The organism is Actinokineospora terrae (assembly GCF_900111175.1).
Classification (GTDB): domain Bacteria; phylum Actinomycetota; class Actinomycetes; order Mycobacteriales; family Pseudonocardiaceae; genus Actinokineospora; species Actinokineospora terrae.
This window is the reverse complement of the sequence record NZ_FOGI01000003.1, coordinates 25,269-51,230: the sequence shown is the minus strand read 5'-3', so window position 1 is coordinate 51,230 and position 25,962 is coordinate 25,269. Positions and strand designations below refer to the sequence as shown.

At 72.0% G+C, this 25,962-nt stretch carries 26 protein-coding genes; 15 read left to right on the top strand and 11 right to left on the bottom strand.

The annotated features are described in order from the left end of the window. Nucleotides 1-29: 29 nt before the first annotated feature. On the top strand, nucleotides 30-1,418 hold the full coding sequence (locus BMY07_RS06285; RefSeq protein ID WP_092775526.1) for a class II 3-deoxy-7-phosphoheptulonate synthase: 1,389 nt from the start codon (nucleotides 30-32) through the stop codon (nucleotides 1,416-1,418). Between the two features lie 1,034 nt (nucleotides 1,419-2,452). Here the strand turns inward: BMY07_RS06285 and BMY07_RS06280 are convergent. Both BMY07_RS06280 and BMY07_RS06275 read right to left on the bottom strand, forming a co-directional pair. Then, a complete protein-coding gene (locus BMY07_RS06280; RefSeq protein ID WP_092775525.1) occupies nucleotides 2,453-2,902 on the bottom strand; it encodes a hypothetical protein in 450 nt (149 codons plus the stop codon). After that, nucleotides 2,899-3,669: an alpha/beta hydrolase gene (locus BMY07_RS06275; protein WP_245782237.1), complete on the bottom strand. Its 771-nt coding sequence runs from the start codon at nucleotides 3,667-3,669 to the stop codon at nucleotides 2,899-2,901. The genes BMY07_RS06280 and BMY07_RS06275 overlap by 4 nt, the downstream gene beginning before the upstream one ends. 178 nt (nucleotides 3,670-3,847) lie before the next feature. Here BMY07_RS06275 and BMY07_RS06270 point away from each other — a divergent pair, with 178 nt between their 5' ends. Together BMY07_RS06270 and BMY07_RS06265 are read left to right on the top strand one after the other, a co-directional pair. Next, nucleotides 3,848-4,576, top strand: coding sequence for a lysophospholipid acyltransferase family protein (locus BMY07_RS06270; protein ID WP_092775524.1), 729 nt, complete (start codon nucleotides 3,848-3,850; stop codon nucleotides 4,574-4,576). A gap of 132 nt (nucleotides 4,577-4,708) precedes the next feature. Then, nucleotides 4,709-5,866, top strand: coding sequence for a hypothetical protein (locus tag BMY07_RS06265; RefSeq protein ID WP_092775523.1), 1,158 nt, complete (start codon nucleotides 4,709-4,711; stop codon nucleotides 5,864-5,866). 6 nt (nucleotides 5,867-5,872) lie between these two features. Here the strand turns inward: BMY07_RS06265 and BMY07_RS06260 are convergent, their stop codons facing one another. Beyond that, a complete protein-coding gene (locus BMY07_RS06260; RefSeq protein WP_092775522.1) occupies nucleotides 5,873-6,964 on the bottom strand; it encodes a hypothetical protein in 1,092 nt (363 codons plus the stop codon). Between the two features lie 43 nt (nucleotides 6,965-7,007). On the opposite strand from BMY07_RS06260, the gene BMY07_RS06255 reads away from it, so the two are divergent. Together BMY07_RS06255 and BMY07_RS06250 are read left to right on the top strand one after the other, a co-directional pair. Next, nucleotides 7,008-7,511, top strand: coding sequence for a polyadenylate-specific 3'-exoribonuclease AS (locus BMY07_RS06255; RefSeq protein ID WP_092775521.1), 504 nt, complete (start codon nucleotides 7,008-7,010; stop codon nucleotides 7,509-7,511). 100 nt (nucleotides 7,512-7,611) lie between these two features. Next, nucleotides 7,612-8,637: a 6-phosphofructokinase gene (locus BMY07_RS06250; protein ID WP_092775520.1), complete on the top strand. Its 1,026-nt coding sequence runs from the start codon at nucleotides 7,612-7,614 to the stop codon at nucleotides 8,635-8,637. A gap of 555 nt (nucleotides 8,638-9,192) precedes the next feature. On the opposite strand, the gene BMY07_RS06245 is transcribed toward BMY07_RS06250, so the two are convergent. Beyond that, complete coding sequence (locus tag BMY07_RS06245; RefSeq protein WP_245782236.1) at nucleotides 9,193-11,334, bottom strand: Stk1 family PASTA domain-containing Ser/Thr kinase; 2,142 nt, start codon at nucleotides 11,332-11,334, stop codon at nucleotides 9,193-9,195. A gap of 145 nt (nucleotides 11,335-11,479) precedes the next feature. Here BMY07_RS06245 and BMY07_RS06240 point away from each other — a divergent pair, with 145 nt between their 5' ends. Next, nucleotides 11,480-11,848: an Rv2175c family DNA-binding protein gene (locus BMY07_RS06240; protein WP_218150614.1), complete on the top strand. Its 369-nt coding sequence runs from the start codon at nucleotides 11,480-11,482 to the stop codon at nucleotides 11,846-11,848. Here the strand turns inward: BMY07_RS06240 and BMY07_RS06235 are convergent. From BMY07_RS06235 to BMY07_RS06220, 4 genes are all read right to left on the bottom strand, one after another. Next, complete coding sequence (locus tag BMY07_RS06235) at nucleotides 11,842-12,738, bottom strand: phytoene/squalene synthase family protein (RefSeq protein WP_092775517.1); 897 nt, start codon at nucleotides 12,736-12,738, stop codon at nucleotides 11,842-11,844. The genes BMY07_RS06240 and BMY07_RS06235 overlap by 7 nt on opposite strands. Next, a complete protein-coding gene (locus BMY07_RS06230; RefSeq protein WP_143073381.1) occupies nucleotides 12,717-14,135 on the bottom strand; it encodes a hypothetical protein in 1,419 nt (472 codons plus the stop codon). Before BMY07_RS06230 ends, BMY07_RS06235 begins: the two co-directional genes overlap by 22 nt. 76 nt (nucleotides 14,136-14,211) lie before the next feature. Next, nucleotides 14,212-15,750 carry a phytoene desaturase family protein gene (gene crtI, locus BMY07_RS06225; RefSeq protein ID WP_092775515.1) on the bottom strand — a complete coding sequence of 513 codons (1,539 nt, stop codon included), beginning with the start codon at nucleotides 15,748-15,750 and terminating at the stop codon, nucleotides 14,212-14,214. Between the two features lie 2 nt (nucleotides 15,751-15,752). Beyond that, complete coding sequence (locus BMY07_RS06220) at nucleotides 15,753-16,829, bottom strand: polyprenyl synthetase family protein (RefSeq protein WP_092776030.1); 1,077 nt, start codon at nucleotides 16,827-16,829, stop codon at nucleotides 15,753-15,755. A 156-nt stretch (nucleotides 16,830-16,985) separates the two neighbouring features. On the opposite strand from BMY07_RS06220, the gene metF reads away from it, so the two are divergent. Beyond that, a complete protein-coding gene (gene metF, locus BMY07_RS06215; RefSeq protein WP_092775514.1) occupies nucleotides 16,986-17,867 on the top strand; it encodes a methylenetetrahydrofolate reductase [NAD(P)H] in 882 nt (293 codons plus the stop codon). Between the two features lie 11 nt (nucleotides 17,868-17,878). Here metF and BMY07_RS06210 read toward each other — a convergent pair whose 3' ends face one another. Continuing rightward, nucleotides 17,879-18,580 carry an LppM family (lipo)protein gene (locus BMY07_RS06210; RefSeq protein WP_092775513.1) on the bottom strand — a complete coding sequence of 234 codons (702 nt, stop codon included), beginning with the start codon at nucleotides 18,578-18,580 and terminating at the stop codon, nucleotides 17,879-17,881. Nucleotides 18,581-18,643: 63 nt separating this feature from the next. On the opposite strand from BMY07_RS06210, the gene BMY07_RS06205 reads away from it, so the two are divergent. Further along, complete coding sequence (locus BMY07_RS06205) at nucleotides 18,644-20,311, top strand: DUF885 domain-containing protein (RefSeq protein ID WP_092776027.1); 1,668 nt, start codon at nucleotides 18,644-18,646, stop codon at nucleotides 20,309-20,311. Here the strand turns inward: BMY07_RS06205 and BMY07_RS06200 are convergent. Then, complete coding sequence (locus tag BMY07_RS06200; RefSeq protein WP_092775512.1) at nucleotides 20,308-20,877, bottom strand: GNAT family N-acetyltransferase; 570 nt, start codon at nucleotides 20,875-20,877, stop codon at nucleotides 20,308-20,310. The genes BMY07_RS06205 and BMY07_RS06200 overlap by 4 nt on opposite strands. Beyond that, on the bottom strand, nucleotides 20,874-21,383 hold the full coding sequence (locus tag BMY07_RS06195) for a YbaK/EbsC family protein (RefSeq protein WP_092775511.1): 510 nt from the start codon (nucleotides 21,381-21,383) through the stop codon (nucleotides 20,874-20,876). Before BMY07_RS06195 ends, BMY07_RS06200 begins: the two co-directional genes overlap by 4 nt. Before the next feature lie 231 nt (nucleotides 21,384-21,614). Here BMY07_RS06195 and BMY07_RS06190 point away from each other — a divergent pair, with 231 nt between their 5' ends. The 7 genes from BMY07_RS06190 to BMY07_RS34165 all read left to right on the top strand — a co-directional run bounded on the left by BMY07_RS06190 (nucleotide 21,615) and on the right by BMY07_RS34165 (nucleotide 25,782). After that, on the top strand, nucleotides 21,615-22,025 hold the full coding sequence (locus BMY07_RS06190; protein ID WP_092775510.1) for an SAV_6107 family HEPN domain-containing protein: 411 nt from the start codon (nucleotides 21,615-21,617) through the stop codon (nucleotides 22,023-22,025). Next, a complete protein-coding gene (locus tag BMY07_RS06185; protein ID WP_092775509.1) occupies nucleotides 22,022-22,780 on the top strand; it encodes a maleylpyruvate isomerase family mycothiol-dependent enzyme in 759 nt (252 codons plus the stop codon). The genes BMY07_RS06190 and BMY07_RS06185 overlap by 4 nt, the downstream gene beginning before the upstream one ends. A 118-nt stretch (nucleotides 22,781-22,898) precedes the next feature. Next, the gene (locus BMY07_RS06180; protein WP_143073380.1) at nucleotides 22,899-23,603 is read left to right on the top strand and encodes a VOC family protein; all 705 of its coding nucleotides are present in this window, start codon (nucleotides 22,899-22,901) and stop codon (nucleotides 23,601-23,603) included. Nucleotides 23,604-23,669: 66 nt separating this feature from the next. After that, on the top strand, nucleotides 23,670-24,170 hold the full coding sequence (locus BMY07_RS06175; protein ID WP_092775507.1) for a SigE family RNA polymerase sigma factor: 501 nt from the start codon (nucleotides 23,670-23,672) through the stop codon (nucleotides 24,168-24,170). A 12-nt stretch (nucleotides 24,171-24,182) separates the two neighbouring features. Continuing rightward, nucleotides 24,183-24,752 (top strand): META domain-containing protein, encoded by a 570-nt coding sequence (locus tag BMY07_RS06170; protein ID WP_092775506.1) that lies wholly within the window; start codon nucleotides 24,183-24,185, stop codon nucleotides 24,750-24,752. A gap of 43 nt (nucleotides 24,753-24,795) precedes the next feature. Continuing rightward, nucleotides 24,796-25,524: a VOC family protein gene (locus BMY07_RS06165; protein WP_092775505.1), complete on the top strand. Its 729-nt coding sequence runs from the start codon at nucleotides 24,796-24,798 to the stop codon at nucleotides 25,522-25,524. Nucleotides 25,525-25,638: 114 nt separating this feature from the next. Further along, nucleotides 25,639-25,782 (top strand): hypothetical protein, encoded by a 144-nt coding sequence (locus BMY07_RS34165; protein WP_177215471.1) that lies wholly within the window; start codon nucleotides 25,639-25,641, stop codon nucleotides 25,780-25,782. Nucleotides 25,783-25,962: the final 180 nt, after the last annotated feature.

Sequence of the window (25,962 nt, the reverse complement as noted above, 5' to 3'; positions counted from 1 at the left end):
CCGGTCGACCGAACTCGTAGTCTGGTGAGGTGAACTGGACCGTCGACGTGCCGGTGGACACCCTCCCGGAACTGCCACCGCTGCCGCCCGCATTGCGCACCCGACTCGACGACGCCCTGTCCCTGCCCGCGGCGCAGCAGCCGGAGTGGCCAGACGGCGAGCAGGTGCGCCAGGTGCGCACGCTGCTCGAGAGCGTCCCGCCGATCACCGTGCCCGCCGAGATCGACCGGCTGCACCAGCGGCTGGCCGAGGTCGCCCACGGCCGGGCCTTCCTGCTGCAGGGCGGCGACTGCGCCGAGACCTTCGCCGACAACACCGAGCCGCACATCCGCGGCAACATCCGCACGCTGCTGCAGATGGCCGTCGTGCTCACCTACGGCGCCAGCCTGCCGGTGGTCAAGGTCGGCCGCATCGCCGGGCAGTACGCCAAGCCCCGCTCGGCCAAGAACGACGCCCTCGGCCTGCCGGTCTACCGCGGCGACATCGTCAACTCCCTGGTCGCCACCCCGGAGGCCAGGGTCCCCGACCCGTCCAGGATGATCCGCGCCTACGCCAACGCGGGCGCCGCGATGAACCTGCTGCGCGCGCTGACCGGCGCGGGCATGGCGGACCTGACCATGGTCCACGACTGGAACCGCGACTTCGTCCGCACCTCACCGGCCGGTGAGCGCTACGAGGCGCTGGCCACCGAGATCGACCGCGGCCTGCGCTTCATGCAGGCCTGCGGCGTCGAGGACTCGTCCCTGCACAGCGTCGAGGTGTACGCCAGCCACGAGGCGCTGCTGCTCGACTACGAGCGCGCCCTGCTGCGGATGGACAACGCGGGCCCCGAGGCCAAGCTCTACGACCTCTCCGCCCACTTCCTCTGGATCGGCGAGCGCACCCGCCAACTCGACGGCGCGCACATCGCCTTCGCCGAACTGCTCTCCAACCCGATCGGCCTCAAGATCGGCCCCACCACCACCCCGGAGATGGCGGTCGAGTACGTCCACCGCCTCGACCCGCGCAACGAACCCGGCCGACTGACCCTCATCAGCCGGATGGGCAACGGCAAGGTCCGCGAGGTCCTGCCCGCCATCGTGGAGAAGGTCGAGGCCTCCGGCCACCGCGTCATCTGGCAGTGCGACCCCATGCACGGCAACACCCACGAGTCGTCCACCGGCTACAAGACCCGCCACTTCGACCGCATCGTGGACGAGGTCCAGGGCTTCTTCGAGGTCCACCGGCGGCTGGGCACGCACCCGGGCGGGATCCACGTGGAGCTCACGGGGGAGGACGTCACCGAGTGCTTGGGCGGGGCCCAGGAGATCTCGGACGCCGACCTGTCGGGGCGCTACGAGACGGCTTGTGATCCTCGGTTGAACACGCAGCAGTCGCTGGAGTTGGCGTTCTTGGTCGCGGAGATGTTGCGGTCCTGATCGGGTGATGCTGAGGCGGTGCTCTCCTGGGTGGGGGGCACCGCTTTCGCGTTGGGGGCGGGCGGCTCTCGGTCTCGGCTGCGCCGTCGACGATTAGCGCTTGGCCTTCGGCATTGGCCTGGCGCGATTTTCTTGCCTGGCTCGATGCGGTGGACTTGTTTTGCGTGGGGCCCCGACACCAGTCGTGGCAGAACCGCAAAGCAGGGGCCGAAAAGCAGGCCCTGCCGCGTTGACGACGCTACGACTGGTGTTCCCCCACGCAAAACAAGTCCACCGCATCGAGCAGATGGCACCAGCGACTCCGAGGAGCGCTTGTCGGCCAACGACTCAGAGGGGTGCGGTTCGGCAAACGACCGTGGCGGGGGCGCGGGGGGACCAACGACTGTGAGGGCCGGGCGGAGACCAAAGCCTGCGAGGGGATTAGGTCGGGCAAACGACCGTGGCGGGCACGCCGGGGGCCAACGACTGTGGTGGCCATGCAGGGAGCCTGCGCCGCACAGTCACTACCAGTTGGGACAGGCGACTCCAAAGGGCACACCGGGGCCAAAGACCGTGAGGGCCGGGTAGAGACCAACACCTGCGAGGGGCCCGCTTGGGCAATCAACCGTGGCGGGCACGCCGGAGGCCAACGACTGCGAGGGCCCGCTAGCTAGGACGAACGGCCGTGGCGGGCATGCACGGGGGCCTGCGCCGCACAGTCAACTGCCAGTTGGGACCAGCGACTCCGAGAGGCATGCCGCGACCGAAGACCGTGAGGGCCGGGTGGAGGCCAACGCCTGCGAGGGACACGGTTGGGCAAACGACCGTGGCGGGCATGCGGGACCAACGCCTGTGAAGGGCCGGGGCGGGACCTATGCCTGCGAGGGGCACGCTAGGACCAGCGACAGTGACAGGCACGTAGGGGCCAACGCCTGTGAGGGGCGCGCAAGGACCAGTGACCGTGGCACGGGCGGCTATCGCTGGGGCGGTGCTAGTGGTCCGAGGGACGCTGGCGACCTAGCGCGCATGCCGAACAGCGCTATCGAGGCAGGTGCCTAGACCTGTGCGCCGTTGTCGTCGTCTAGGGCGGGTGGGGATTTGCGGGCTCGGAGGAGGAGTAGGGCTATGCCTGCGGCCAAGCCCACCAGTGCTGTGGGGGTGGTGATTCGGGCGTCCCAGTTGAGGATGCTGGAGAGGGTGAGGAGGGCTACGCCCGCGATCATCAGGGCGATGGCGATGACGGTCATGGGGCGCAGGCGGGGCAGTGGGGGTGGTTCGGGGGGTTCGTAGTGCTCGTCGTTGTTGTCGTTGGACCAGTCGATCTCGGTGTCGTGGGTGCGCCAGGTCGACGCGGGCAATGCGGCGGGGGTGTCGGGTGGGGGTTCCGGGGTGGTGCGGTCCAGGTCGGGGATGTCGCGGCCCACGCCTTCGCGTTCCAGGTCGGCGACGATCTGGGCGAAGGCGGCGTCGACGTCTTCCGGTCCGTCGCCGGGGCGGCCTTTCACTGGGGATCACCTGCCCGGTCGGCACGTACCCGCCGGACGAACTCGACGCTGCGGTCGAAGATGACCGGCGCGTCGTGGTCGAGGGTGGCGACGTGGTAGCTGTTGTCCAGGACGACCTCGGTGACGTCGCGGCTGGAGATGCCTGCCAGCACCGCGGCCGCGTTCTCCGGTTCCACGACGTGGTCGACCGCCGAGCGCAGCAGCAGCACCGGCTGGTCGACCCTGGGCAGGTCCCGGCGCACCGTCCCCCACAGCTTGGCCAGACTCGCCAGCGCGCGCAACGGTGTCCTGGCGTAGGCGTGCTCACTGACCCCGGGCTTGGCGATGTCGTCGCTGATCGGCGCGACCGACGGCACAACCCGCGACAGCACCGGCAGCAGCCGCGCCGCGGGCCGGGTGGTCAGCACCGACGGGTTCACCAGCACCAGCCCCGCCACCTCGGACCCGTGCTCCTGGGCCAACCGCAGGCACAGCGCCCCGCCCATCGACAGGCCGAAGACGAACACGCTCGCGCACCGCGCCGTCAACTCCGCCAGCGACGACTCCAGTTCGGCGTACCACTGCGGCCAGGTCGTGCGGTTCATCTCCCGCCAGTGCGTCCCGTGGCCGGGCAGCAGGGGCAGCCGCACGCTGAACCCCTCCGCGACCAGCCGGTCCGCCCAGGGGCGCATGCTCACCGGCGAGCCGGTGAAGCCGTGGCTGAGCAGCACGCCGACCTCGGACGAGCCGTCGTGTGCGAAGCGCAGGCCATGGTCGAGCGCAGGCACCTCGCGCCCCTCCTATGATCTTCACCGGCGAGCGTGGGACACGGCCATCGTCGCACGAACCGGGCCGCGCGCGCCCCTGTCGACCGGGGCGAATCTCCCCGAGCCCCGCCGTTGTGCTGGGTGCCACGGCGTTCGTAGGCTCGACGGTGCACAACGGGGAGACGGGAGCACTGGTCACGTGCTGTATTGGCTGATGAAGCGGGTGGTGATCGGCCCCATCCTGCACCTGTTCTTCCGACCCAGGGTGGAGGGGCTCGAACACGTACCGGCCACCGGGGGCGCGCTGCTGGCCAGCAACCACCTGGCGGTGTCCGACTCGTTCTTCCTGCCGCTGGTGGTGCCGCGCCGGATGACGTTCCCGGCGAAGCTGGAGTACTTCACCGCGCCCGGGCTCAAGGGCCGGTTCACGAAGTGGTTCCTCACCGGCATCGGCCAGATCCCGATCGACCGCTCCGGCGGCAACGCCGCGCAGGCCGCGCTGGACACGGTGATCCGGCTGCTGCGCGAGGGCCACCTGGTGGGGATCTACCCCGAGGGCACCCGGTCGCCGGACGGGCGGCTCTACAAGGGCAAGACCGGCGTCGCCAGGATCGCGCTGGAGGCCAAGGTGCCCGTGCTGCCGGTCATCATGATCGGCACCGACAAGGCCAACCCGATCGGGTCGACGGTGTGGAAGCCGTACCCGATCCGGATCAAGATCGGCCCGCCGCTGGACTTCAGCCGCTACGAGGGCCTGCAGGGCGACCGGTTCGTCGAGCGGTCCATCACCGACGAGATCATGTACGCCCTGATGGAGCTCTCCGACCAGGAGTACGTCGACATGTACGCCGCCAAGGCCAAGGAGCAGCAGGCGGTGGCCCTCCCGGAGCAGGCTCGCGACCGCGACCGGGTGCGCGAGGCGAGCTAGCCTGCCCGACCGCGAAAGGTGAGCTTTCTTCCTCCTGTTTGGGCTCATCGGGTGAAAGGTGCCGCCAAGGGGGAACGCTGCGGCCCCGGCGGCGAAACACCCCGGTCAACCAGCGAATCCGGGTGGGGTGCGGTGTCGACCGAAGACGCGGTGGAGTCGGGGCGGCTGGCCAGGTTCGCCGGGCTGGTCGGGGTGGTCCGGCAGACCGACCGGCTCATCGGGGTGGGTGCCCGCGCGCACACGGCCCCGGCCAGGCGCAGGGGCCGGTCCCGGCTCGCCGAGCTGACCAGGGCGGCGGTGTCGCTGGACTGGGTCGGCCCCGCGGTGCAGGTGGGCGGTGACCTGGTCGCCTCGACCGCGCCGCCGGTCGACTGGGACCGCGGCGCGGTCACCTCGGCCGTGCACACCCACATCGCCGCCGTGGACCGCCCCGGGCCCGACAGCGCGCTGGCCGGTTCGGCGTCCCGCGCCAGGGACCTGGTGGCCGAGCACACCGACGGCGGCAGGCGTCCTGCGCTGCTGATCGCGCCGTTCCACCCCGAGGACACGAACCCCGGCTCGACCGGGATCGCCGTGGCGCTGCGCCGCGCGTGGACCGCCAGCCCGTGGCACGACGACCTGGCGCTGGTGCCCCGGCTGGTGCAACGGCCGCTGCGCGACTTCGACACCGACGTGTGGACCATCCGCGGCACGCTGGCCGGACTCCCGGTCGTGCTGCTCTACGGCCGCCTCGTCGGCGACCGGGTGGTGCCCGCGCTGGCCGCGTGGAACCTGCTCCCGCAGTCGCCGAACACGGTCCTGGAAACCACGTTCCCCGCCTTCGACATCCCCAGTGGCGTCGACTGGGCCGGTCGCCTGCGCCTGGGCGATCACCTCGGCCGGATGTTCGCCCTCACCGCGGGCAACCTGGGCGACTGGTTCCACCTGCTCACCCACGACCGCGTCCCGCACCTGCACCGGCTCGTCCCACCCGACCACGTGCCGGAACGCCGCATCCTCGCCACCAGCGCCGCCGACGCCCACGACGTCCTGGTCACCCGCACCCGCCTCGGCGAACACCGCACCCACGTCCGCCAGGCCCGCCTGCTCGCCGAGGGCGGCCTCCCGGACATCGCGGGCTCGGCCGCCCAGGCCGTCCTCACCGAGATCACCCGCAGTGCCGACCTCTCGGTCACCGAACGCGTCGTCCTATTGCGCGAACTCGTCGGCGTCTTCGGCCTCATCGGCGCCGACGACCACCTCCTCACCACCGAACGCCTACTCCACACCGCCAGCATCACCCGCGTGTGAAGCCCTTCAGCGCACCGAGTCCAGTTCCGCCGTCCACAACCGGTCCCCCACGATCGCGTGCAGGGTCGGGCCGATGGCCACGGCGGCGGTGGGTTTGCCGGTGGGACCGGTGATGGTGTGGACGGTCCAGGTGGTGGTGTGGTGGAGGGCTTTGAGGGTGTCGCCTTCGCTGACCAGTTGGAGAACGCCGGTGGGGGTCGGGACCGGTGCGGGGAGGACGTCCTTGTCGGTCACCGGGTAGGTGGGGGTGTCGGGGAGCAGGGTCCAGGTGTCGCCGGTCAGGTGCCAGAGGGCCAGTGAGCCGTTGAGGCGGCCCGCGGCGTAGCAGTCGGACTGGCCGCAGTGGACGGACATGGCGGCGCCGGGGGACGGGGCGGGTAGCGGGGTCTTGGTCCAGCCGGTGACGCCGGTGGTGGAGCGCCAGGTGACGGGCTCCTCGCGGCCGTTGGCGAATTGCCAGCCGACGACCATGATCCCGGCGCCGAAACGGGTCGCGGCGATGGGAAACGGCAGCGCGTCGCGGCCGGCCTCCAGCGCGGTCCCGGCGGAGGGCTGCCTGATCCAGTCGTCGCCGACCGGCAGCCACGTGGCGATGTCGAAGCCGCCGGTGGGGTTCTCCCAGTTGCCGACGATCGCGGGCGTGCTCGGGGTGACGACCACGCCGACCAGGTCGCCCGCGCCGTACCCGCCGAAGGTGCTGAACGCCTGGCGCTTCTCGCCCACGCCGCTCGCGGTGCCGTCCCACGCGCTCCAGCGGACGTTGCCGTGCGCGCCGCCGCGTTCGCCGCCGACCGCGTACAGCCGGGTGCCGTCGGTGTCCACCTGGGTCCACCGGGCGAGGTTGCCGTACGGGGTGGCGGGCGTGGCGGGGACCTCGGTGACCGCCCCGCCGGGGTCGCGGCGAAGCAGGGCGGGCACGACCGGTTGCCCGTCGCGGCGGACGCCGACCAGCAACGACTCACCGAACGGCGTGAGCGTCACCGGGGCGCCCGCCAGGTCGATCTTGGTGAAGGCGACCGGTGTCGGCCCCTGTGGACCGGCGCAGCCCGCCGCGACCAGTGTGGCGACCAGCACGGCCGCCAGTGCCCGTGTGCGCATGTCGATCAGTATCCACCGGGGACCGGTGACCTAGGCTTGGTCGGTGCGTTACTTCTACGACACCGAGTTCATCGAGGACGGGCTGACCATCGACCTGGTGTCGATCGGTGTCGTCGACGAGGACGGCCGGGAGTTCTACGCGGTCTCGACCGAGTTCGACCCGGCCAAGGCCGGGCCGTGGGTGCGGGCCAACGTCCTGGACAAGCTGCCCCCGCCCGCCGACAAGTCCTGGTGCGACAAGGCCGAGATGCGCCGCAGGCTGCTCGAGTTCCTCACCCCGCCGCGGGCGAAGGACAAGATCGAGCTGTGGGCCTGGTTCGGCGCCTACGACCACGTGGTGCTCGGCCAGCTGTGGGGCGCCATGCCCGCGCTGCCCCGGCTGATCCCGCGGTTCACCCGGGAGCTGCGGCAGCGGTGGGAGGACGTCGGCAAGCCGCCGCTGCCCGCCCCGCCGGACGACGCGCACGACGCGCTCGCCGACGCCAGGTTCAACCTGGTCCGCTGGCGCGTGATCGACGGCCTGTGGCAGCTGCGCAACGGTCGGTAACCGGCCCACCCTCCTTGCTATACCGATTCAGTTGCTGGCAGTCTGGACTCGGCAGCCGGTGATGGCCATCACGGGCGCGAGCGTGGAAGGTCGGGTAGTCATGCGGGTCGGCGTACTCACCGGGGGTGGCGACTGCCCCGGGCTCAACGCGGTCATCCGGGCGGTCGCGCGCAAGGGGATCGAGACCCACGGCTGGGACGTCGTCGGGTTCCGCAACGGCTGGAAGGGCCCGCTCGAGGGCGACCTGAAGCCGATCGGGCTCGACGACGTCGAGGACATCCTCACCAGGGGCGGCACCATCCTGGGCTCCTCGCGCACCAACCCGTACAAGGTCGACGGCGGCGTCGAGCGGATCAAGTCGGTCCTGGCCGAGCACGGCGTCGACGCCCTGATCGCCATCGGCGGCGAGGACACCCTCGGCGTCGCCAAGCGCCTCACCGACGACGGCGTCGGCGTGGTCGGCGTCCCCAAGACCATCGACAACGACCTCGGCGCCACCGACTACACCTTCGGCTTCGACACCGCGGTGCACATCGCCACCGAGTCGATCGACCGCCTGCGCACGACCGCCGAGTCCCACCACCGCGCCCTGGTCGTCGAGGTCATGGGCAGGCACGCGGGCTGGATCGCCCTGCACTCCGGCCTGGCCGGTGGCGCCAACGTGATCCTGGTGCCCGAGCGCGCGTTCAGCGTCGACAAGGTCATCGAGTGGGTCCAGCGCCGCTTCGAGCGCCAGTACGCCCCGATCATCGTCGTCGCCGAGGGCGCCCTGCCCGAGGGCGGCAACGAGGTCCTGCTGACCGGCGAGAAAGACGCCTTCGGCCACGTCCGCCTCGGCGGCGTCGGCACCTGGCTGGCCGAGGAGATCGCCGCCAAGACCGGCAAGGAATCCCGCGCCGTAGTCCTCGGCCACACCCAACGCGGCGGCACCCCCACCGCCTACGACCGAGTCCTGGCCACCCGCTTCGGCCTCCACGCGGTGGACGCCGTAGCCGACGGCGACTTCGGCGTCATGGTCGCCCTCAAGGGCACCGACATCGTCCGGGTGAAGCTGTCCGAGGCCACCGCCGAACTCAAGACAGTGCCCCTGGAACGCTACGCCGAAGCCGAAGTCTTCTTCGGCTAAGACAAGAAGGCCAGGCCCAACGGCCTGGCCTTCTTCTATAGAACCCCAAACGCCACCCGAACACTCACCACGGCCCTGCCACCGGTTGTTGCCCCCCACGCACCCCTCTCAGGCATTGGTCCTAACGCGTCCCTCTACGACGTTGGCCAACCACCCGGCCCTCACAGACGTCGGCCAACCACGCGCTCCTCGGAGTCGCTGGTGCCAACCCTGCTCGATGGGGCGGACTTGTTTTGTGTGGGGGAACGGCACCCGTAGCGTCGCTCACCGTGGCAGGGCCTGCTTGTGGGCCCCTGCTTTGTGGTTCTGCCCGGGTGTCGTAGGGGCCCCACGCAAAACAAGTTCGCCCCATCGAGCACAGCTCGAAACTCGCGCCCCACCGCAATGCCGAAGGCGAGCCGTTGATCATCGACGCCGCAGGCGAGCACGAGAGCCGGAACACCCCCAGCTCAAGATCAAACCGCCCCAAGCACCCCCCGATATACAGCTTACCGAGCAGCACCGACCAACCCGACCGCACGAACCACAGGCCTGTGGATAAACCCGCCCCGTCCATCACCAGGCGAAGACGGAGACCTTGTCGCCCTTGCGGAGTTTGGTGCCCGCAGGAGGCCCCTGGGTGAAGACCCGGCCATTGGGGTTGGAGAAGGGTTGGAGTTCCAGGGATAGGCCCAGTTGTTGGAGCATGGCCTGGGCTTCGGCGATAGTGCGTTGGTTGAGGTCCGGGACGGTCACTGCGGAGGAGGTGATTACCGAGACTCGTTTGGGAGCACCAGCCTCGATCTTCGTGCCGGTGCCCGGGTCGGTGCGGATTACTCGGCCGCCGTCCACGTCGCCGGAGAATTCTTGGGGGCCGTCGAAGGGGTCGAAGCCCGCGGCGGTGAGGGCTTGGAAGGCCTCGTCGCGGGTTTTGCCCCGGACGTCGGGGACGGGGCGGGGGGCGGGGCCCTTGCTCAGGACGATGATGACGCGTTCGTTGAGCTGGACCTTGGTGCCGGACGGCGGTTCCAGGCGCAGGACGCGGCCGGTGGGGACCTGTTCGTCGTAGGCGTTCTTGGCGTCGTCGACGGCGGCCTGGAGCTCTTCCTTGGCCACGGCGCGCTCGGCCTCGTCGCGGGTGGCGCCGGGGCGGACGTCCGGGACGACCGGTTTGCCGGAGGACACCAGGAGCTTGATCTCGTCGCCGCGCAGTGCCTCGACACCGGCGACCGGGTCGGTGCTGATCACCAGCCCGGCCTCGATGTCGTTGTCGCGCACGGTCGTCACGCTGGGGCTCAGGTCGGCCGAGCGCACCAGCTGCTGCGCGGTCTCGGCGTCCTTGCCCGCCAGCGTCGGCACCTCGGTGTAGCGGCCGCTGGAGAACCACCAGATGCCGGTGCCGAGCAGTCCCAGCACCAACACCCCGATGACGCTCAGCAGCACCAGCCGCCGGGTCGGGTTGGGCGGCGGTGGCGGCGGCTGCGGGACCTGCTGGGGCATCCCCTGCGCGGGGAAGCCGTACGGCGCCGAGGGCGGAGCGCCCGCCTGCGCCGCCGAGTCGATCACCTTCTCCAGGTCCGACCGCAGCATCGCGCGCGTGCCCTGCGGCCCGGCCGCGGAGAACCCGGGCATCGGGCGGACGACGGTCGCCGACGGCGGGGGAACCTGCTGCGGCGGCGCCTGGACCGTGTTCTCGCCGGTGATCGCGGCGAGCGGGACCTTGACCGTCTCCTCCGGGTCGAGCGCCGCGATGTCCTCGACCGCCGCGTGCGTCGGCCCGGTCGGGGTGGGCGGCTGCGCCGAGAGCGCCCCGGACACCCGCACGGTCTCGTCGACGTTCGCGACCCGCGGGATCGGCACCCGCATCCTCGGCAGCGACAGCGCGGCGCGGACCTGCTGCAGCTCGGCCAGGAACGCGGCGCCGTCGGCCGGGCGCGCCGCCGGGTCGCGGCGGGTCGCGCGGACCACCAGCTCGTCGAGCATCGGTGGGATGCCCGGCACCGCCGCGCTCGGCGGCGGGACGTCGTCGTTGACGTGCCGGTAGGCCACCGACAGGGCGTTGTCGCCGTGGTAGGGCGGGGAGCCGGTCAGCGCCTCGTAGAGCACGATGCCCGCCGAGTACACGTCGCCGCGCGCGGTCGCCGCCCCGGTGGTCACCTGCTCCGGCGAGAGGTAAGCGACGGTGCCGAGGATGACGCTGCTCTTGGTGGTGCCGACGCTGGAGATCGCGCGGACCAGGCCGAAGTCGGCGACCTTGACGATGCCGCCGGTGCCGATCAGCACGTTCTCCGGCTTGACGTCGCGGTGGATCAGCCCGGCCCGGTGCGCGGCGGCCAGCGCGGAGAGCACCGGCTCCATGATCGCCACGACCAGCGGGACCGGCAGCGTGGTGCGCTCGGTGAGCAGGTCGCGCAGGGTGCCGCCGCTGACCAGCTCCATCACCAGGTACACGTGGTCGCCGTCGAGGCCCTGGTCGTGCACCGCCACCACGTTCGGGTGGTGGATGCGGGCCGCGGACCTGGCCTCGCGCTCGAACCGCTCGACGAAGGACTTGTCGTCGGCGAACCGGGAGTCCATCACCTTGATCGCGACCGGGCGGTCCAGCCGGGTGTCGACGCCGCGGTAGACCGCCGACATCCCGCCCCGCGCCACCGGCGCGTCGACCCGGTAGCGCTGCTCCAGCAGCGCCCCGACGAGACTCGGCCCCTTGTCCTCCACAAGGGTGGATCGTACGGAGCCGCGCGCCCGCGCGTACCGACCCCCGCACATCCGCCCGGCCGGGGCGGCGGGTGGTGATCGAGCACCGCGCGGGCCGGGCGGGTGGTCGACTGCCCACATCCGGTCGATGTGGCATCGTGGTCGCGTGAGTTCAATCCCCGCGGCCGCCGACGTGCTCGACCCCGACGTCCCGGTGCTGCCGCTGCCCGATGTCGCCATCCGCCTCGACCAGCCGATCACCCGCGTGCACCAGGCGCTGCGCGACCACCAGCTCATCGCCGTGCGCCGCCGCGGCGTGCTGATGGTGCCCGCCGAGTTCATCACCGACAGCGGGGACGTCGTCAAGGGCCTGCCCGGCACCATCACCGTGCTCAACGACTCCGGCTTCAGCCCGGACGAGGTGATCCGCTGGCTGTTCACCGCCGACGACACGCTGCCCGGCAGGCCCATCGACGCGCTGCGCGGCGACCGCGGCCGCGAGGTCAAGCGCCGCGCCCAGGCCCTGGCCTACTGAGTTCCCCTGAGCCTGGCCAGCACGCACCTGGCCACGCCAGGCACCACCACCGACGCCTTGCGCCCGGCGGGCACCACCGCCCGCCGGGTGAGCACGTCGTACCCGGCGGCCGCGATCTCGTCCAGGATCGCCCGGTAGAGCCGCGCCGCGGTCGCCACGCAGGGCCGTGACACCGGGTCCAGGAGCGCGATCCCCGGCTCGGCGGCCCGATACCCGGCGTGCGCCATCGCGGCGAAGTGCGCCACCGCGCGCCGGATAGCCCTATCAGGCCCGTTCATCCGAGCCCACGTCAGCCGCTCACGGTCCACTCCGAACGCGGCCAAGTGGTCCGCGGGCAGGTAAACCCGACCACGGTCTAGGTCCTCGCCCACGTCCCGAAGGAAGTTGGTCAGCTGGAACGCCTCACCCAGCGCGGCAGCGTAGGGGGCGGCGTCCGGTGACACGGTGCCCAGTACTGGCAACAACATCAGCCCGATCACGCCGGCAGATCCGTGCGTGTACTCGGCCAACTCGTCCAGGTTGGCGTAATCGGTGACCGTCAGGTCCATCCGCATCGAGTTCAGGAAGACGCTGAACAAGTCCCGGTCGATGTCCCAGTGCCGCACGGTGTCAGCGAGGGCGAGCAGCACCGGATGCCCGGTAGCGCCACCGTCGAAGGCGTCGTTAAGCGCCCGCTCCAACGCCAAGAGCTCACCGGCAGGGTCAACTCCCGGGTTGTCCACGATCTCGTCAGCCACCCGCGCGAACCCGTAGAGCGCGTGCACCGCGGGACGGCGCGAGGGCGGCAACAACCGAGTCGCCAGGTAGTACGTGCGGCCGTGGTGGGCGTTGATCGCACGGCTGCCCGCGTAGGCCGAGTCCAGCGTCGTCAGCGCGCGCACCCGGCCCATTGGCCCTCCGGGCACGCCCCGCCCGCGGTGCGGTACGCGTCGACCAGCTGCTTGAGCAGGCCGTACGCCGAACCCGCGTCCCCGGTCGCGGTCACCAGGTCCACCCGGCACACCGACCTCGTCTCGCCCATGCACACCGCGAGCTGCCGGTCGGCCCGGTCGGTCCAGTGCTTGCCGGTGACCCCGTACTTCCAGACCTTCTTGCCGCCGTAGCCGATGGAGAACACGAAGTGCGAGCCGTCGGTCTGCCGAGCCTTGGTGTCGGCGGGCGCCGCCTTCGCCAGCGCGGTGACCCTGGTCAGGTCCGGTGCCTCGGCCAGCACCACGGTCGACCACTCCACGCTGTACGGGTGGTTGCCCGGCACGGAGTTGGCCCTGGCGAAGAACTGCACCCACTCCTGGCTCGACAGCGTGCAGGTAGCGCTACCCGCCTGACCCGGCGCTACTGGACCCGCGAGTGCCTCACACGCCCCTAGCGGCGAGCTGTCGCCCTGCCAGTTCCCGCGTACCGACACCCGGACCGCGGCCTTGGTCCCGTTGGTGAAGCTCACGACGATCGAGCAGCTCGCCGCGCCGCAGCCCTCGAAGGTGTGGCCGCTCTCCTGGACGGTGTTCAGCACATCGACCGGCGCGGTCAGCTGCCCGGCCACCGCGGCCACGTCCTGGTAGAACTTCGCCAGCTCACCGGTCGCGTCGACGACCGTGGTGGACAGCTTCTTCACCGTCGTCGGCGCCGACTGGCCCGCCGAGTCCAGCTCGACCTTGAGCACGCCGTGCGGCTGCGCCTCCGCCAGGTACACCGCGCCGCTGACCAGCGGGATCCGGAACACCTTGGCCCCGGCGAGGTCGGTGCGCCGCCGGTCGGTCAGCGGCTGCTCGTTGTCCTGCGCCTTGTCGGTGTCGACCACCAGGTACTGGCTCATCGACTCCGGGCTGAACACGTCGGCCAGCTCCACGCCGATCAGCACCCCGGGCACCTTCACCCAGCGGTCGGCCACCGCGGTGCCCTTGTTCTCCGCGTTGCCCACCCCCGACAGCGTCGCCCAGAAGTCGGCGGCCGCCTTGAGGTAGGTGCCGCGCTCGACCACGAGCACCGACGCCGCCTTGCCGTTGACCGTCAGCGAGCCCGCGATCTCCCCGCCGCTGGCCGCCGCGAGGTCGAACTCGACCGGGTCGTTGGACGCCGAGGTCAGCGTGCCCTTGTAGCGCAGCAGCCCGGCCTCGCCGAGGTCGTCGAGCGACTGCACCGCGGACGCGGCGCCGCTGGGCGGGCCGATCTCCGCGGGCACCGGCGAGCCCGCCACCGCCGTGCTGCACGCGGCGGCCGTGACCAGTACCGCGCCGACCCCCAGTGCCCGGGTGACCACCCGTGCCACGCCCCGCCAAGCCCCGCGCATGTCGCCGCTCCCCGTCCGCCACCCGCCCACCGCGCGCATTATCGCGACACCGGGTGGCCAGGAGCCAAAGATAGCCTCACAGCCCGCTCGCGGACCGCCGCCGGGCCGCGCCCACCCCGGTACCGCCGGTGACCCGCAGCGCGGCCAGCCGACCGGAGATCACCACCGGGGGGATGCCCACCCCGGGGGTCGTCCCGCAGCCTGCCAGCACGATGTTGTCCACACCGGGCACCAGGTTGCGCGGCCGGAACGGGCCGGTCTGGCTGAACGTGTGCGACACCGAGAACGGCGTGCCTGCCGCCAGCCCCGATGCCGCCCAGTCCGCAGGCGTGACCAGCCGCTGGACCTCGACGGCGTCGGTGAACCCGGTCAGGCCGCGCTGCTCCAGGACCCGCAGCAGTTCGTCGCGGTAGATCGGCCCGATCCGCGCCCAGTCGACCGGGCCGGTGCGCAGGTTCGGCGCGGGGGCGAGCACCGACACCTGCTGCCTGCCCTCGGGCGCCAGGGCCGGGTCGGTCGCGGTGGGCCGGGTGACCAGCAGCGAGGGATCACCCATCAGCACCCCCTGGCGGGTGATCTCGTCGAAGGTGCGTTCCCACCGGGCGCCGAAGAAGATCGTGTGGTGGTCCAGCGCGTCCCAGGACCGGGTGACACCCGTGTGCAGGACGACCGCTGACGGTGAGTAGCGGATGGGGACCGGCCTGCGCGGGGTCACGCCGAGCAGCCGGTAGGCGACCGGCAGGTCGGCTGTGACGACCACCGCGTCGCAGGTGATCCGCTCGCCCGCCGTGGTCCGCACCGCCCGCACCCGCGACCCGACCCGCTCCAGCCAGGCCGCGCTCGTCGAGTACCGGAACCGCACCCCGGCCTTGCCCGCCGCCTCCGACATCACCTCGGCCACCGAGCCGACGCCGCCCGGCCGGGAACTGCTGCCGCGCGGGAAGTACACACCCGCGACGGTATCCATGTAGGCGATCACGGCATACGCGGCCAACGCACGGCTCGGGGCAACCCCCGCGTAGAGGGACTGGAAGGAGAAGAGGCGCTGTAACCGTTCATCCGACAGGTGCCGCGCTATGGCGGGGCCCAACCTGCCGAACCCGCCCAGACAGGCCAACCGAGCCAGGTCGACGCCAAGGAGGTCGAGGGGGGAGTCGAAGTTCGCGCCGATGAACCGGTCGCGCTGCACCCGGTACAGGTCGGTCAGCCACGCCCGCAGCCGCAGGTACCCCGCCGCCTCCCGTGGCCCGGCGACCCGGCGCACCTCGTCGGCCATCGCGGTCGCGTCGGTGTGCACGTGGATGGTGCTGCCATCGGCGAAGTGCGCGCGATAGGCCGGGTCGAGCTTGACCAGGTCCAGGTCCAAAGACGCGCCGACCGCCGCTAGAGCCTCCTCGACCAGCTCGGGCATGGTCAGCACAGTCGCGCCGGTGTCGACGCTGTACGGCCCCATCTCCTCCCGGCGCGCGCGTCCACCGGCAGTCGGCGCTGCCTCCAGGACAGTCACCTCACGGCCCGCGCCCGCCAGGTGCAGCGCTGCGGACAGCCCGGACAGACCGGCGCCGATGACCACGACGTGGTCGGTGGGGCCGGGCACCACCCGGGTGCCGCCCACCGCTAGCTGGCCCGCTTGGTCGCGCTTACCGCCAACCCGGCCAGGACGTCACCCGCGGGCTCGGCGAGATCGACCCCACCGAGCGCGCGCATCGCCGACTCGGTCAGCTCCCCGATCCGGCACTCCACCTCGGCCACCGCGCCCAGGTCGACCAACAGCTCCCTGGTGCGCTCCACAGTCGCGGAGTCCAGGTTGTCGTTACCGAGCGCAGACCGCATAAGCGCCGCGTCCGTAGCCCGCCCCGCCGCGTCTGCCTTACCGAGCCCGATCGACATCAACAGGGTCCGCTTGCCCTCACGCAGGTCGTCGCCCGCGGGCTTACCGGTCACGTCGGTGTCGCCGTACATGCCCAGCAGGTCGTCGCGCAGCTGGAAGGCCAGCCCGATGTCGGCGCCGAACGCCCGCAGCGCCGCGACCAGCCGCTCGTCGGCCCCGGCCAGCGCGGCGCCCATGTGCAGCGGCCGCTCCACGGTGTACGCGGCGGTCTTCATCCTGGCCACGCTCAGCGACGCCGCCGCCGACTCGTCGCCCTTGGCCTGGGTCAGCACGTCCAGGTACTGCCCGGCCAGCATCTCCGCGCGCATCGCCTGCCACGGCACCAGCGCCGCCGCACGCCGGTCGGCGGGCAGCTCCGCGCTCACGTACATGTCGTCGGCCCACGCCAGCGCCAGGTCGCCGAGCAGGATCGCGGCCGCGGCGCCGAAGCGCTCCGGCGTGCCGAGCCACCCCCGCTCCCGGTGCCGCGCGGCGAACTCCACGTGCACCGTCGGCTTGCCCCGGCGCACCGCCGAGTCGTCCATCAGGTCGTCGTGCACCAGCGCGCAGGCCTGGATCAGCTCCAGGGCGCTCACCGCGCGCAGCACCGCCTCCGCCTCCGGCCCCGACCCGGCGCCGCCCGCGCCGCGCCAGGCCCACCAGGCGAAGGTGGGCCGGATCCGCTTGCCCCCGCCGAGCACGAACGCCGCGAGCGACTCGACAGCCGAACCGAACGACGGCGCCATCTCCGCCATCCCGGCGCGCCGCTGCTCGAGGTAGTCGGACAGGTTGCGCTCGACGTGCACCGCGAGCGCCCCGTCCATGGAGTTGTCGATCACCTGGGTCCGCCGCACCCGCCTATCGTGCGCCGGGCGGCCTGGCCAGGGGCAACCGGGGGTCGGCCAGTGTGACCGGCACCCCGGGTTGTCCAGACCTCAGGACCGGGGTTCCACAGGGCGGTACTTCGCTAGGCTTGCCCCATGACGACCGTGGTGCAGCGCATCCGCGTGGGCAGGCCGGTGTTCTCGGTGGAGTTCATGCCACCCCGCGACAGCGCCGACGAGCAACGCCTGTGGAACGCCATCCGCGAGCTCGAGGGCCTCGACCCCGCCTTCGTCTCCGTCACCTACGGCGCGGGCGGCTCCAGCCGCGACCGCACCATCCGCACCACCGGGCGCGTGGCCAGGGAGACCACCCTGGTGTCGATGGCCCACCTGACCGCCGTCGACCACTCCATCGCCGAGCTGCGCAACGTCATCGGCTGGTACGCCGCGCTCGGCATCCGCAACATCCTGGCGCTGCGCGGCGACCCGCCCGGTGACCCCAACGGCGAGTGGTCCGCGCACCCCGACGGCCTGCACTACGCCGACGAGCTGGTCCGGCTGGTCCGCGAACTCGGCGACTTCTGCGTCGGCGTCGCCGCGTTCCCCTACGGCCACCCGCGCTCGGCCGACCTCGACGCCGACACCGACAACCTGGTGCGCAAGCTGCGCGCGGGCGCCGACTTCGCCATCGCCCAGCTGTTCTTCGAGCCCGAGGACTTCCTGCGGCTGCGCGACCGGGTCGCCGCCCGCGGCTGCGACGCGGACCTGCTGCCCGGCATCATGCCGATCACCACCCGCAAGACGCTGGCCAAGACCATCGAGCTCTCCGGCGCCCCGGTGCCCGCGCGCATCTCGGCGCTGCTGGAACCGCACACCGACGCCAAGTCCTTCCGCGCCGCGGGCATCGACCTGGCCACCGAGGTCAGCGAGCGGCTGCTGGCCGAGGGCGTGTCGGGGCTGCACTTCTACACGTTCAACCGGTCCAAGGCGACCAAGGAGGTCGTCAACCGGCTCGGCCTGGTGCCCGCCAGGACCTGAGCCGGTAGCGGCTAGTAGCGGCGGACGGTCGGTGGGCCCGCGGCGCGCACCGACCGCTTGTGGGTGAAGAACGCCAGCGCCAGCACCAGCAGCGCCACCCCGATGGCGGACGCGCCGACGATGGTGACCCACTTGGTCCAGGAGACGCCCGACTTGTCGGTGTACTGGACCGCGGCGTCGAACTCGGTCACCGCGCCCGGCTTGGGCTTCCAGTTGATCGTGCCGTTGTCGTTGATGCCGTTGGTCCTGGTGACCGTGCCGGGGAAGGTCACCGTCACCTGCACCTCGGCCCGGTCCGCGGGCAGCTCGGTCAGGTCGACCGACCCGGCCATCGTCACCAGGTCACCCGAACGGCGGAAGCTGAGCCGGTACTGCTTGCCCGCGGTGATCGACTCGGCCAGCACGGTCACCTCGGGGAACGACAGGCCCTGGAAGGTGACGGTCTGGCCCACGTAGCCGTCCGCGGTGTAGCCCTGCGCGCGGACCTTGCCCTTGAGCTCGGGCGGGATGGTCAGCGCGGGGCCGACATCGCCCTGCTTGACCGCGACGGAGGCCACCACCAGCTGGCCGGAGACCAGGTCGTCCTCGGACACCGCGAACGAGGCCTGCACCCGCACACACCCGGAGAGGGTGACCAGCGCCAGCAGGGTGAGCGGGATCAGGGCCGCCCACCTGCGCGAACGGGATCGGGGGCGTCGCGTGACCTGGTGCACGCGGTCATCCTGCCGTACCCGTCCACCGCGCCCGCCGCCGACTGTTGGGTAACGTGGCTGACCATGGCGTCCTCCCCGCACGACGGCGTGCACCAGATCTGCGACCGCTACGTCGACGACATCGCCGCCGCCGACCCGATCCTGGCGACCCTGGTCGGTGTCGCCGGGCACGACCGCGACCTGCCCGACCTGTCCCCGGACGGCATCACCGCCCGCGCCGACCTGGCCAAGGCCGCGCTGGCCGCCATCGGCGGCGTCGAGCCAGCCGACGCGGGCGAGGCCAACGCCAAGGCCGTGTTCACCGAGCGGGTCGGGCTGCAGGTCGAGCTGTTCGAGGCCGGTGAGCGGCTCGCCGACCTGAACGTGATCGCCTCGCCGCCGCAGGACGTGCGGCAGGTGTTCGACCTGATGCCCAACGACACCGCCGACGACTGGGCCGTCATCGCCGCCCGGCTCGGCCAGGTGCCGACCGCGCTCGCCGGGTACCAGCGGTCGCTGCGCGCCGCGGCCGCCAAGGGTGACGTCGCCGCGCTGCGCCAGGTCACCAAGGTCGCCGACCAGTGCCGCACCTGGTCCACCTCGTTCTTCACCGACCTCGTCTCCGGCGCCCAGGTCGAGGGCGCGCTGCGCTCAGACCTCGACGCGGCGGCCGCGGGCGCCTCTAGCGCCTACGCGGGTCTCGCCGACTTCCTTACCGGCGAGCTCGCCGGTAAGGCGCCCTCCGAGGACGCCGTGGGCGAGGACCGGTACCGCCTGTGGTCGCGCGAGTTCACCGGCGCCCGGCTCGACCTGCACGAGGCCTACGAGTGGGGCTGGGCCGAGTTCACCCGGCTGGAAGCGGAGATGAAGCAGGTCGCCGACCGGATCTCCGCCGGGGCGTCGATCGCCGAGGCCGCCGCCGTGCTCGACGCCGACCCGCGCTACCAGGTCCGGGGCCAGAAGGCGCTGGAGGAGTGGATGCAGCGGCTGTCGGACCAGGCGCTGGCCGACCTGCGCGGGGTGCACTTCGAGATCCCGGACCCGTTGATGCGCCTGGAGTGCCGCATCGCCCCGCCCGGCGGCAGCGTCGGCGCCTACTACACCGGCCCCACCGACGACTGGGTGCGCCCCGGCCGCATGTGGTGGTCCGTGCCAGCCGAGCGCGAGGACTTCTCGACCTGGCGCGAGGTCACCACCGTCTACCACGAGGGCGTCCCCGGTCACCACCTGCAGATCGCCACGGCGGTCTACCAGGCGGCCGACCTCAACCGGTTCCAGCGCCTGCTGACCTGGGTGCCCGCGCACGGCGAGGGCTGGGCGCTCTACGCCGAGCGGCTGATGCGCGAGTTCGGCTACCTGTCCGACGACGGCGACCTGCTCGGCATGCTCGACGCGCACCTGTTCCGCGCGGCGCGGGTGATCGTCGACATCGGCATGCACCTCAAGCTGCGGATCCCGTCGGGGCACGGCTTCCACCCCGGCGAGCGGTGGACCCCCGAGCTGGGCCTGGAGTTCATGCTCACCCGCACCATCACCGACCCGACCCACGTGCACGACGAGATCGACCGCTACCTGGGCTGGCCGGGGCAAGCGCCCACGTACAAGCTGGGTGAGCGGTTGTGGCTACAGGCCCGCGACGAGGCCAAGGCCCGTAGGGGCGACGCGTTCGACCTCAAGGCTTTCCACCAGGACGCGTTGGTGATGGGCGCTATGGGGCTCGACACGCTGCGCGAGCGGCTGGCGGCTATCTAGGCAAGCGGCAGGGTACGACCGAGGACGCCGAACGGGCGTGGATCCCCCGCGAACTGGTACTCGCGTAGTACGTCGACGAAGTCCAGCTTGCGGTAGAGGTTCCACGCCCGGGAAGGCCCCTCGGGCGTGGACAGCAGCACGTGCGCGTTACCCGTACCCGCCACCAGTTTGCGGATCAGCTCGCCGCCGATGCCCTGCCCCTGGCTGTCCGGGCGCACGTGCAGCTCGGTGAGCTCGAAGTAGTCCTCCATCCACCGCTCGGCGACCTCGTGGCCGTGCCGCTCGGTGACCCCGCGCTTGACCTGCTCGTGCCACCACTGCCCGGGGGCGCCCTGGTAGCCGTAGGCGATGCCCGCCATCCGGTCCTCGGCGTCGAACGCGGCCACGCAGCGCCACCCGACCCGCAGCATGTGCGCCAGCCACATCGGGGCCCGCTGCTCGGCGGTGCCCTTGGGGTAGCGCATGGCGTTCACGTACAGCACCAGCGCCTCGCGCAGGCGACTCCGCAGGTCGTCGCCGGTCAGCTCGGCGAAGCGGGCGACGCGGGGTGAGGGAGCGGCGGTCACGAGGACGGATCATCCTCCTCGACGCCGACCCGCGCAGCCGTGCCCCCGGTGAGGGTCACCAGATCGGCGTAGGTCGTGGGGAACACCGACTTGGGGTGACCGGCCGCCGCCCAGACCACCGGGTACCGCTCCAGGTGGCTGTCCACCAGGGTGCGCAACGGCGCCGGGTGCCCGATCGGGGCCACGCCGCCGATGGCCTGGCCGGTGTGCTCCCGGACGAACGCGGGGGTGGCCTTACCGACCTCGGTGACGCCTACGAGCGCGGCGAGCTTCGTAGTGTCGGCGCGGTGATCACCCGAGGTCAGGACCAGTAGCGGCGATCCGTCCGCGACGAACACGAGACTGTTGGCGATCGCGCCGACCGGCACGCCTATCGCCTCGGCGGCCGCGGCGGCGGTGCGCACGTCGTCGTCGAGGAAGCGGATCCCGGCCGCGGCCTCGGGCAGTCCGGCCGCGCGCAGGGCGTCGGCGATCGCGGTGACCCCGCGGTGCTCGGGTGTGCTCACCGCTCCATCACACCACCCGCCGCCCGGCCGCGCCCCACACCCCCGCCACGTCACACCGGAGTTCGCTTGAACCCGGTCCCACCACGGGTTACGCTGACTTTGTTCGAACATGAGTTCGAACGATGCCCGGTGGTGGGGCGGGGGAAGCGCCTCACCACCGGGCGCCGCCGGCTTCCCCTCGGCGGGTTCGTCGCTGTCGTTCGTGACGTCTCGATCGGGAGGAGGCCCTAGATGACCAGCACGCTGGACTTCCCCGTCACCCAGGCACCACCGGCCGCCGCGGTGACCCTGCTCGGCCAGGCCGAGCGCGGGTTCGCCGCGGTGTCGGAGCGGGCGACCCCCGCGCACCTGTTCACCGAGTCCTACCTGTGCGCCCTGCGCGCCGCCGCCGCGCTGCTCGCCGCCCGCGGCCGCCCGCACCGGGGTCGGGCCAAGCCGACCAGCGTGTGGACGCTGATGGCGTCGGTGGCCCCGGAGATGCGCGAGTGGGCGGCGTACTTCGCCTCCTGCTCGGCCACCCGCGCCGCGGTGCAGGCGGGCATCACCAGCCGGGTCGGCCCGCGCGCCGCCGAGGACCTGCACCGGCAGACCGCCGAGTTCCTCGCGCTGATCCACCGCGCCGTGCACGGCACCCGGCGGTGACCGGGCTGCTCGCCGCGGACCGACTGCTCGACGTGCTGGAGACCGAGACCACGCTGCTGGCAACCAGCGCCGCGGCGGCCGACCAGGACCGCCCGGTCCCCGGCTGCCCCGGCCTGACCGTCGGCGAGACCACCCGCCACCTGGGCAGCGTCTACCGCATGGCGCTGACCTGGATCCGCACCGGCACCCGCCCCACCACCTGGCAGCGCCAACCCCGCGACGGCGAACCCGTCGAGCACTACCTGCTCGACGGCCTGCGCGCCCTGCTGGGCGAACTGGAGGCCAACGCCGCCGACGCCCCGTGCCCCGGCTGGCACCCGACCGACCAGACGTACGGCTTCTGGCGCCGCCGGATGGCCCACGAGGCGACCGTGCACCGCGTGGACGTCCAAGCGGCTGCGGGCGGGGACATCACGCCGGTCCCGGAGGACGTGGCGGTCGACGGCGTGGACGAGGTCCTGACCCTGTGGTTCACCCATCGCCTAGCCGTCCTCGGCGTCTCCGGCACCCGGGCCACCACGGTCGCCGTCCACACCGCGGACCGGACGTGGCTGGCCGAAGTCACCACAGACCACACCACGGCTGCGCTGTCCGCCGCCCCGACGTCCGCCGCCGCAACGGTGTCCGGCCCACCCCAAGCCCTCTACCTCTGGCTCTGGGGCCGCACCGCCGTCTTCAACCCAGCCGTGACCCGCACCGGAGACCTCGACGCCCTGACCCAACTCTGGGCACTCCTGCGCCTGGCCACCCGCTGACGGCTCCACAAAGGACTCTTTCGGCGGCCCCCGGTGCGGATCGGTGCCGACCGCCCGACCGGTGGCGGGGAAAGGCGGGAAACGACCCCGGTGCGCCGAAAGGACTACGGTGTCGGACATGTCCACCCGGCTGGCGAGTCTCGTGATCGATGCGACCGACCCGGCGGCCGCCGCGCAGTTCTGGTACATCATGCTCGGCGGCACCGCCACCCCGGGGCGCGGCGGTTGTCACCGCCTGGTGGCGCCCGACCTGGGCGGGTGCGGGTTGGACCTGGCTTTCGTTCCCGCCAGGTGGGACAAGACGGCCAAGAACCGGATCCACCTGGACCTGGCGACGGAGAGCCCGCACGAGTACCAGGTGCTGACCTCGCTGGCCGCCGACGTGGGGGCGGTCGAGGTCAACGTGGGGCAGGGGCCGGGGGTGCCGTGGACGGTGTTCCGCGACCCGGCGGGCAACGAGTTCTGCATCCTCGAACCCGGGGACCTCTACCACCACACCGGGCCGCTCGCCGCGCTCGTCGTCGACGCGGTCGATCCCACCCGGCTGGCCACCTTCTGGTCGGCGGCGACCGGGTGGCCGCTGGTGCACACCGAGGAGAACTCCGCGGCGCTGCGGGCCAGCGAGCGGGCCGGGCCGTGGATCGAGTTCCTCCGCGTCCCCGACCAGCGCCGCGGCCCCAACCGCATCCGGCTGACGCTGGCCACCGACGACGAGTCCGACGCCTCCGACCTGCTGACCCGGGGCGCGACCGAGTACGACGGCGCCTTCCACGACCCGGAGGGCAACGAGTTCCGGCTCGTGCCCAGCCGGGTGCCGACCTGATCCGACGCCGCGTGCAGCGGATCCCGCCCCCCGCTCCGTCTGGAGGTCAGGGCGGAAAGGGTGGGGATGACCTTCGACGAGTACGTGCGGGACCGCGGCCAGGCGCTGCTGCGGTTCGCGTACCTGCTTACCGGTGACCGCCACCTGGCCGAGGACTTGGTGCAGACGGCGTTGCTCAAGGCGCACGGCCGTTGGCGTCGTGTAGCGGCCGCCGACCACCCTGACGCCTACCTGCGCCGCATCATGGTTAACGCCAACATCGACTGGCAGCGCAAACGGTCCAACTCCGAGTTGCCGGTCCAACCGGGCGACGCGTGGTTCGAGGTGGCCGGCGCCGGTGATCACGCCGACAACGTGGCCGCCCGGGCGCAGACGTGGGGTGCGCTCGCGGCGTTGCCGCCGAGGCAACGGGCCGTGCTGGTGCTGCGCTTCTACGAGGACCGGGACGACCGGGCGATCGCGGAACTGCTGGGCTGCGCGGAGAGCACCGTGCGGTCCCAGGCGTCGCGGGCGCTGAACAGCCTGCGCACCGCGTGGGGCGAGACGATGGAGCCCGCGGGCGAGTAGGGAGGAGGACCGATGAACGAGGCGGAGCGACGACTGCGGGACGCCTTCACCGAGGGCGCCGCGTACGCCCCGACCGGCGACGGCATGCTGGCCGCCGTCCACCACCGCGTCCGGCGGCGGCGGACCGCCCGGCTGGCGGTGGCGGCCGGGGTCGCGGTGATCGCGCTGGTCGGCGGGCTGGTCTTCGCGGCGGCGCGGGGCCGGCAGGAGATGGCGACGTCCACCGCCGGAGCCGCGCAAATGCCTGCCTTCCCCGGGGTGGTCGGCGAGTGGGAACCTGTGTCGCTCGTCGGGTTCACCGGCTCCATCGACACCCCGCGGCGCGAGCCGCCACTGGTCCGCTTCACCGACGACGGCCACTGGGAGGCGTCCGACGGGTGCAACGGGTCCGCGGGTCGCTACCACGCGGACAACGGGGTTTTCAGCGCCACCACCGACGGCCCGTCGACGCTCATCGGGTGCGCCAACGTGCCCAACACCTCCGTGCTGACCAAGGCGACCTCGTACGCGCTGCGCGGGGACGAGCTGGTGTTCACCATGGACGGACCCATCGTGCTGGGGACGTACCGCAGGGTGGGCTGATCGGCCTTCGGCGGGTGGCGGCCTCGTGCACTAGCGTCCAGGCATGCCGACCCGCTTGGTCAACTTCGTGGTGGACGCCGCCGACCCGCCCGCCCTGGCGCGCTTCTGGGCCGACCTGCTGGGGTGGCCGATCACCTTCGCCGAGGACGGCGAGATCGACGTCACCGCCCCGGAAGAGGACGGCTGGGACATGGACCTGGTGTTCGTGCCCGCCCCGAACCCCCAGGGCGGCAAGAACCGCGTCCACCTCGACCTGTCCAGCGTGTCGCCGACCGACCAGGACGCGACCGTCCGCCGCGCGCTGGGCCTGGGTGCCCGCCCGGTCGACGTCGGCCAGGGCGACGTGCCGTGGGTCGTCCTCGCCGACCCGGAGGGCAACGAGTTCTGCGTCCTCGAACCCCGCCCCGAGTACGCCGACACCGGCGCCATCGCCGCCATCGTGATCGACGCCCTCGACCCCAGCGCCCAAGCCACCTTCTGGGCCGCCGCCACCGGCCACCGCATAGTCCGCGACGAACCCGCCTTCGCGTCCCTGCACGCCCCCGACCGCCACGGCCCCTGGCTCGAGTTCCTCCGCACCACCGACCCCAAACTCACCAAAAACCCCCTCCACCTCGACGTCGCCCCACATCCGGACGAGGACCAACACGCTGAGGCCGCCCGCCTCCAAGCCCTCGGCGCCACCCTCGCGGATGTTGGTCAGGGTGATGTGCCTTGGGTGGTGCTCACGGATCCGGAGGGCAATGAGTTCTGCATCCTTACTCCTCGCTGATCGCCAGCCCGTCTTCCTTCTTGCAGGGGGCCTCCCCTTGGCGCGCAGATGATCTGCCTCCGCACCTGGTTGCCGCTGGGGCTGGGCCGAACTTGCGCGCAGAGGCGTACGCCCTTGGGGTGGCTCGGAAGCTGCGGCGCGGAGGGTGGCGGCCAGGTCGAGATCAGGGCGATCCCGCCGTTGACCTCGGACTCGGGCCGGAACCTCGTCCACTTGACCACGGCCAGCACGCCGAAGCCGCTGCCCTTCAACGCCTAGGCACAGCCTGCCGGACGCACTCTTGTTGCATGGTTACCTCTCGGCCCCTGTCGCACACCCCGCCTCTGCACGTGGCCGGTCTCTCCGCCTTCGTCAGGTCTCCTCCTCACTGGCCCCTTGTCCGTCCTGTGATCAGTCCTTGACACCACTCTCGCGGATGTCAGGCAACGTGGTGTGCCT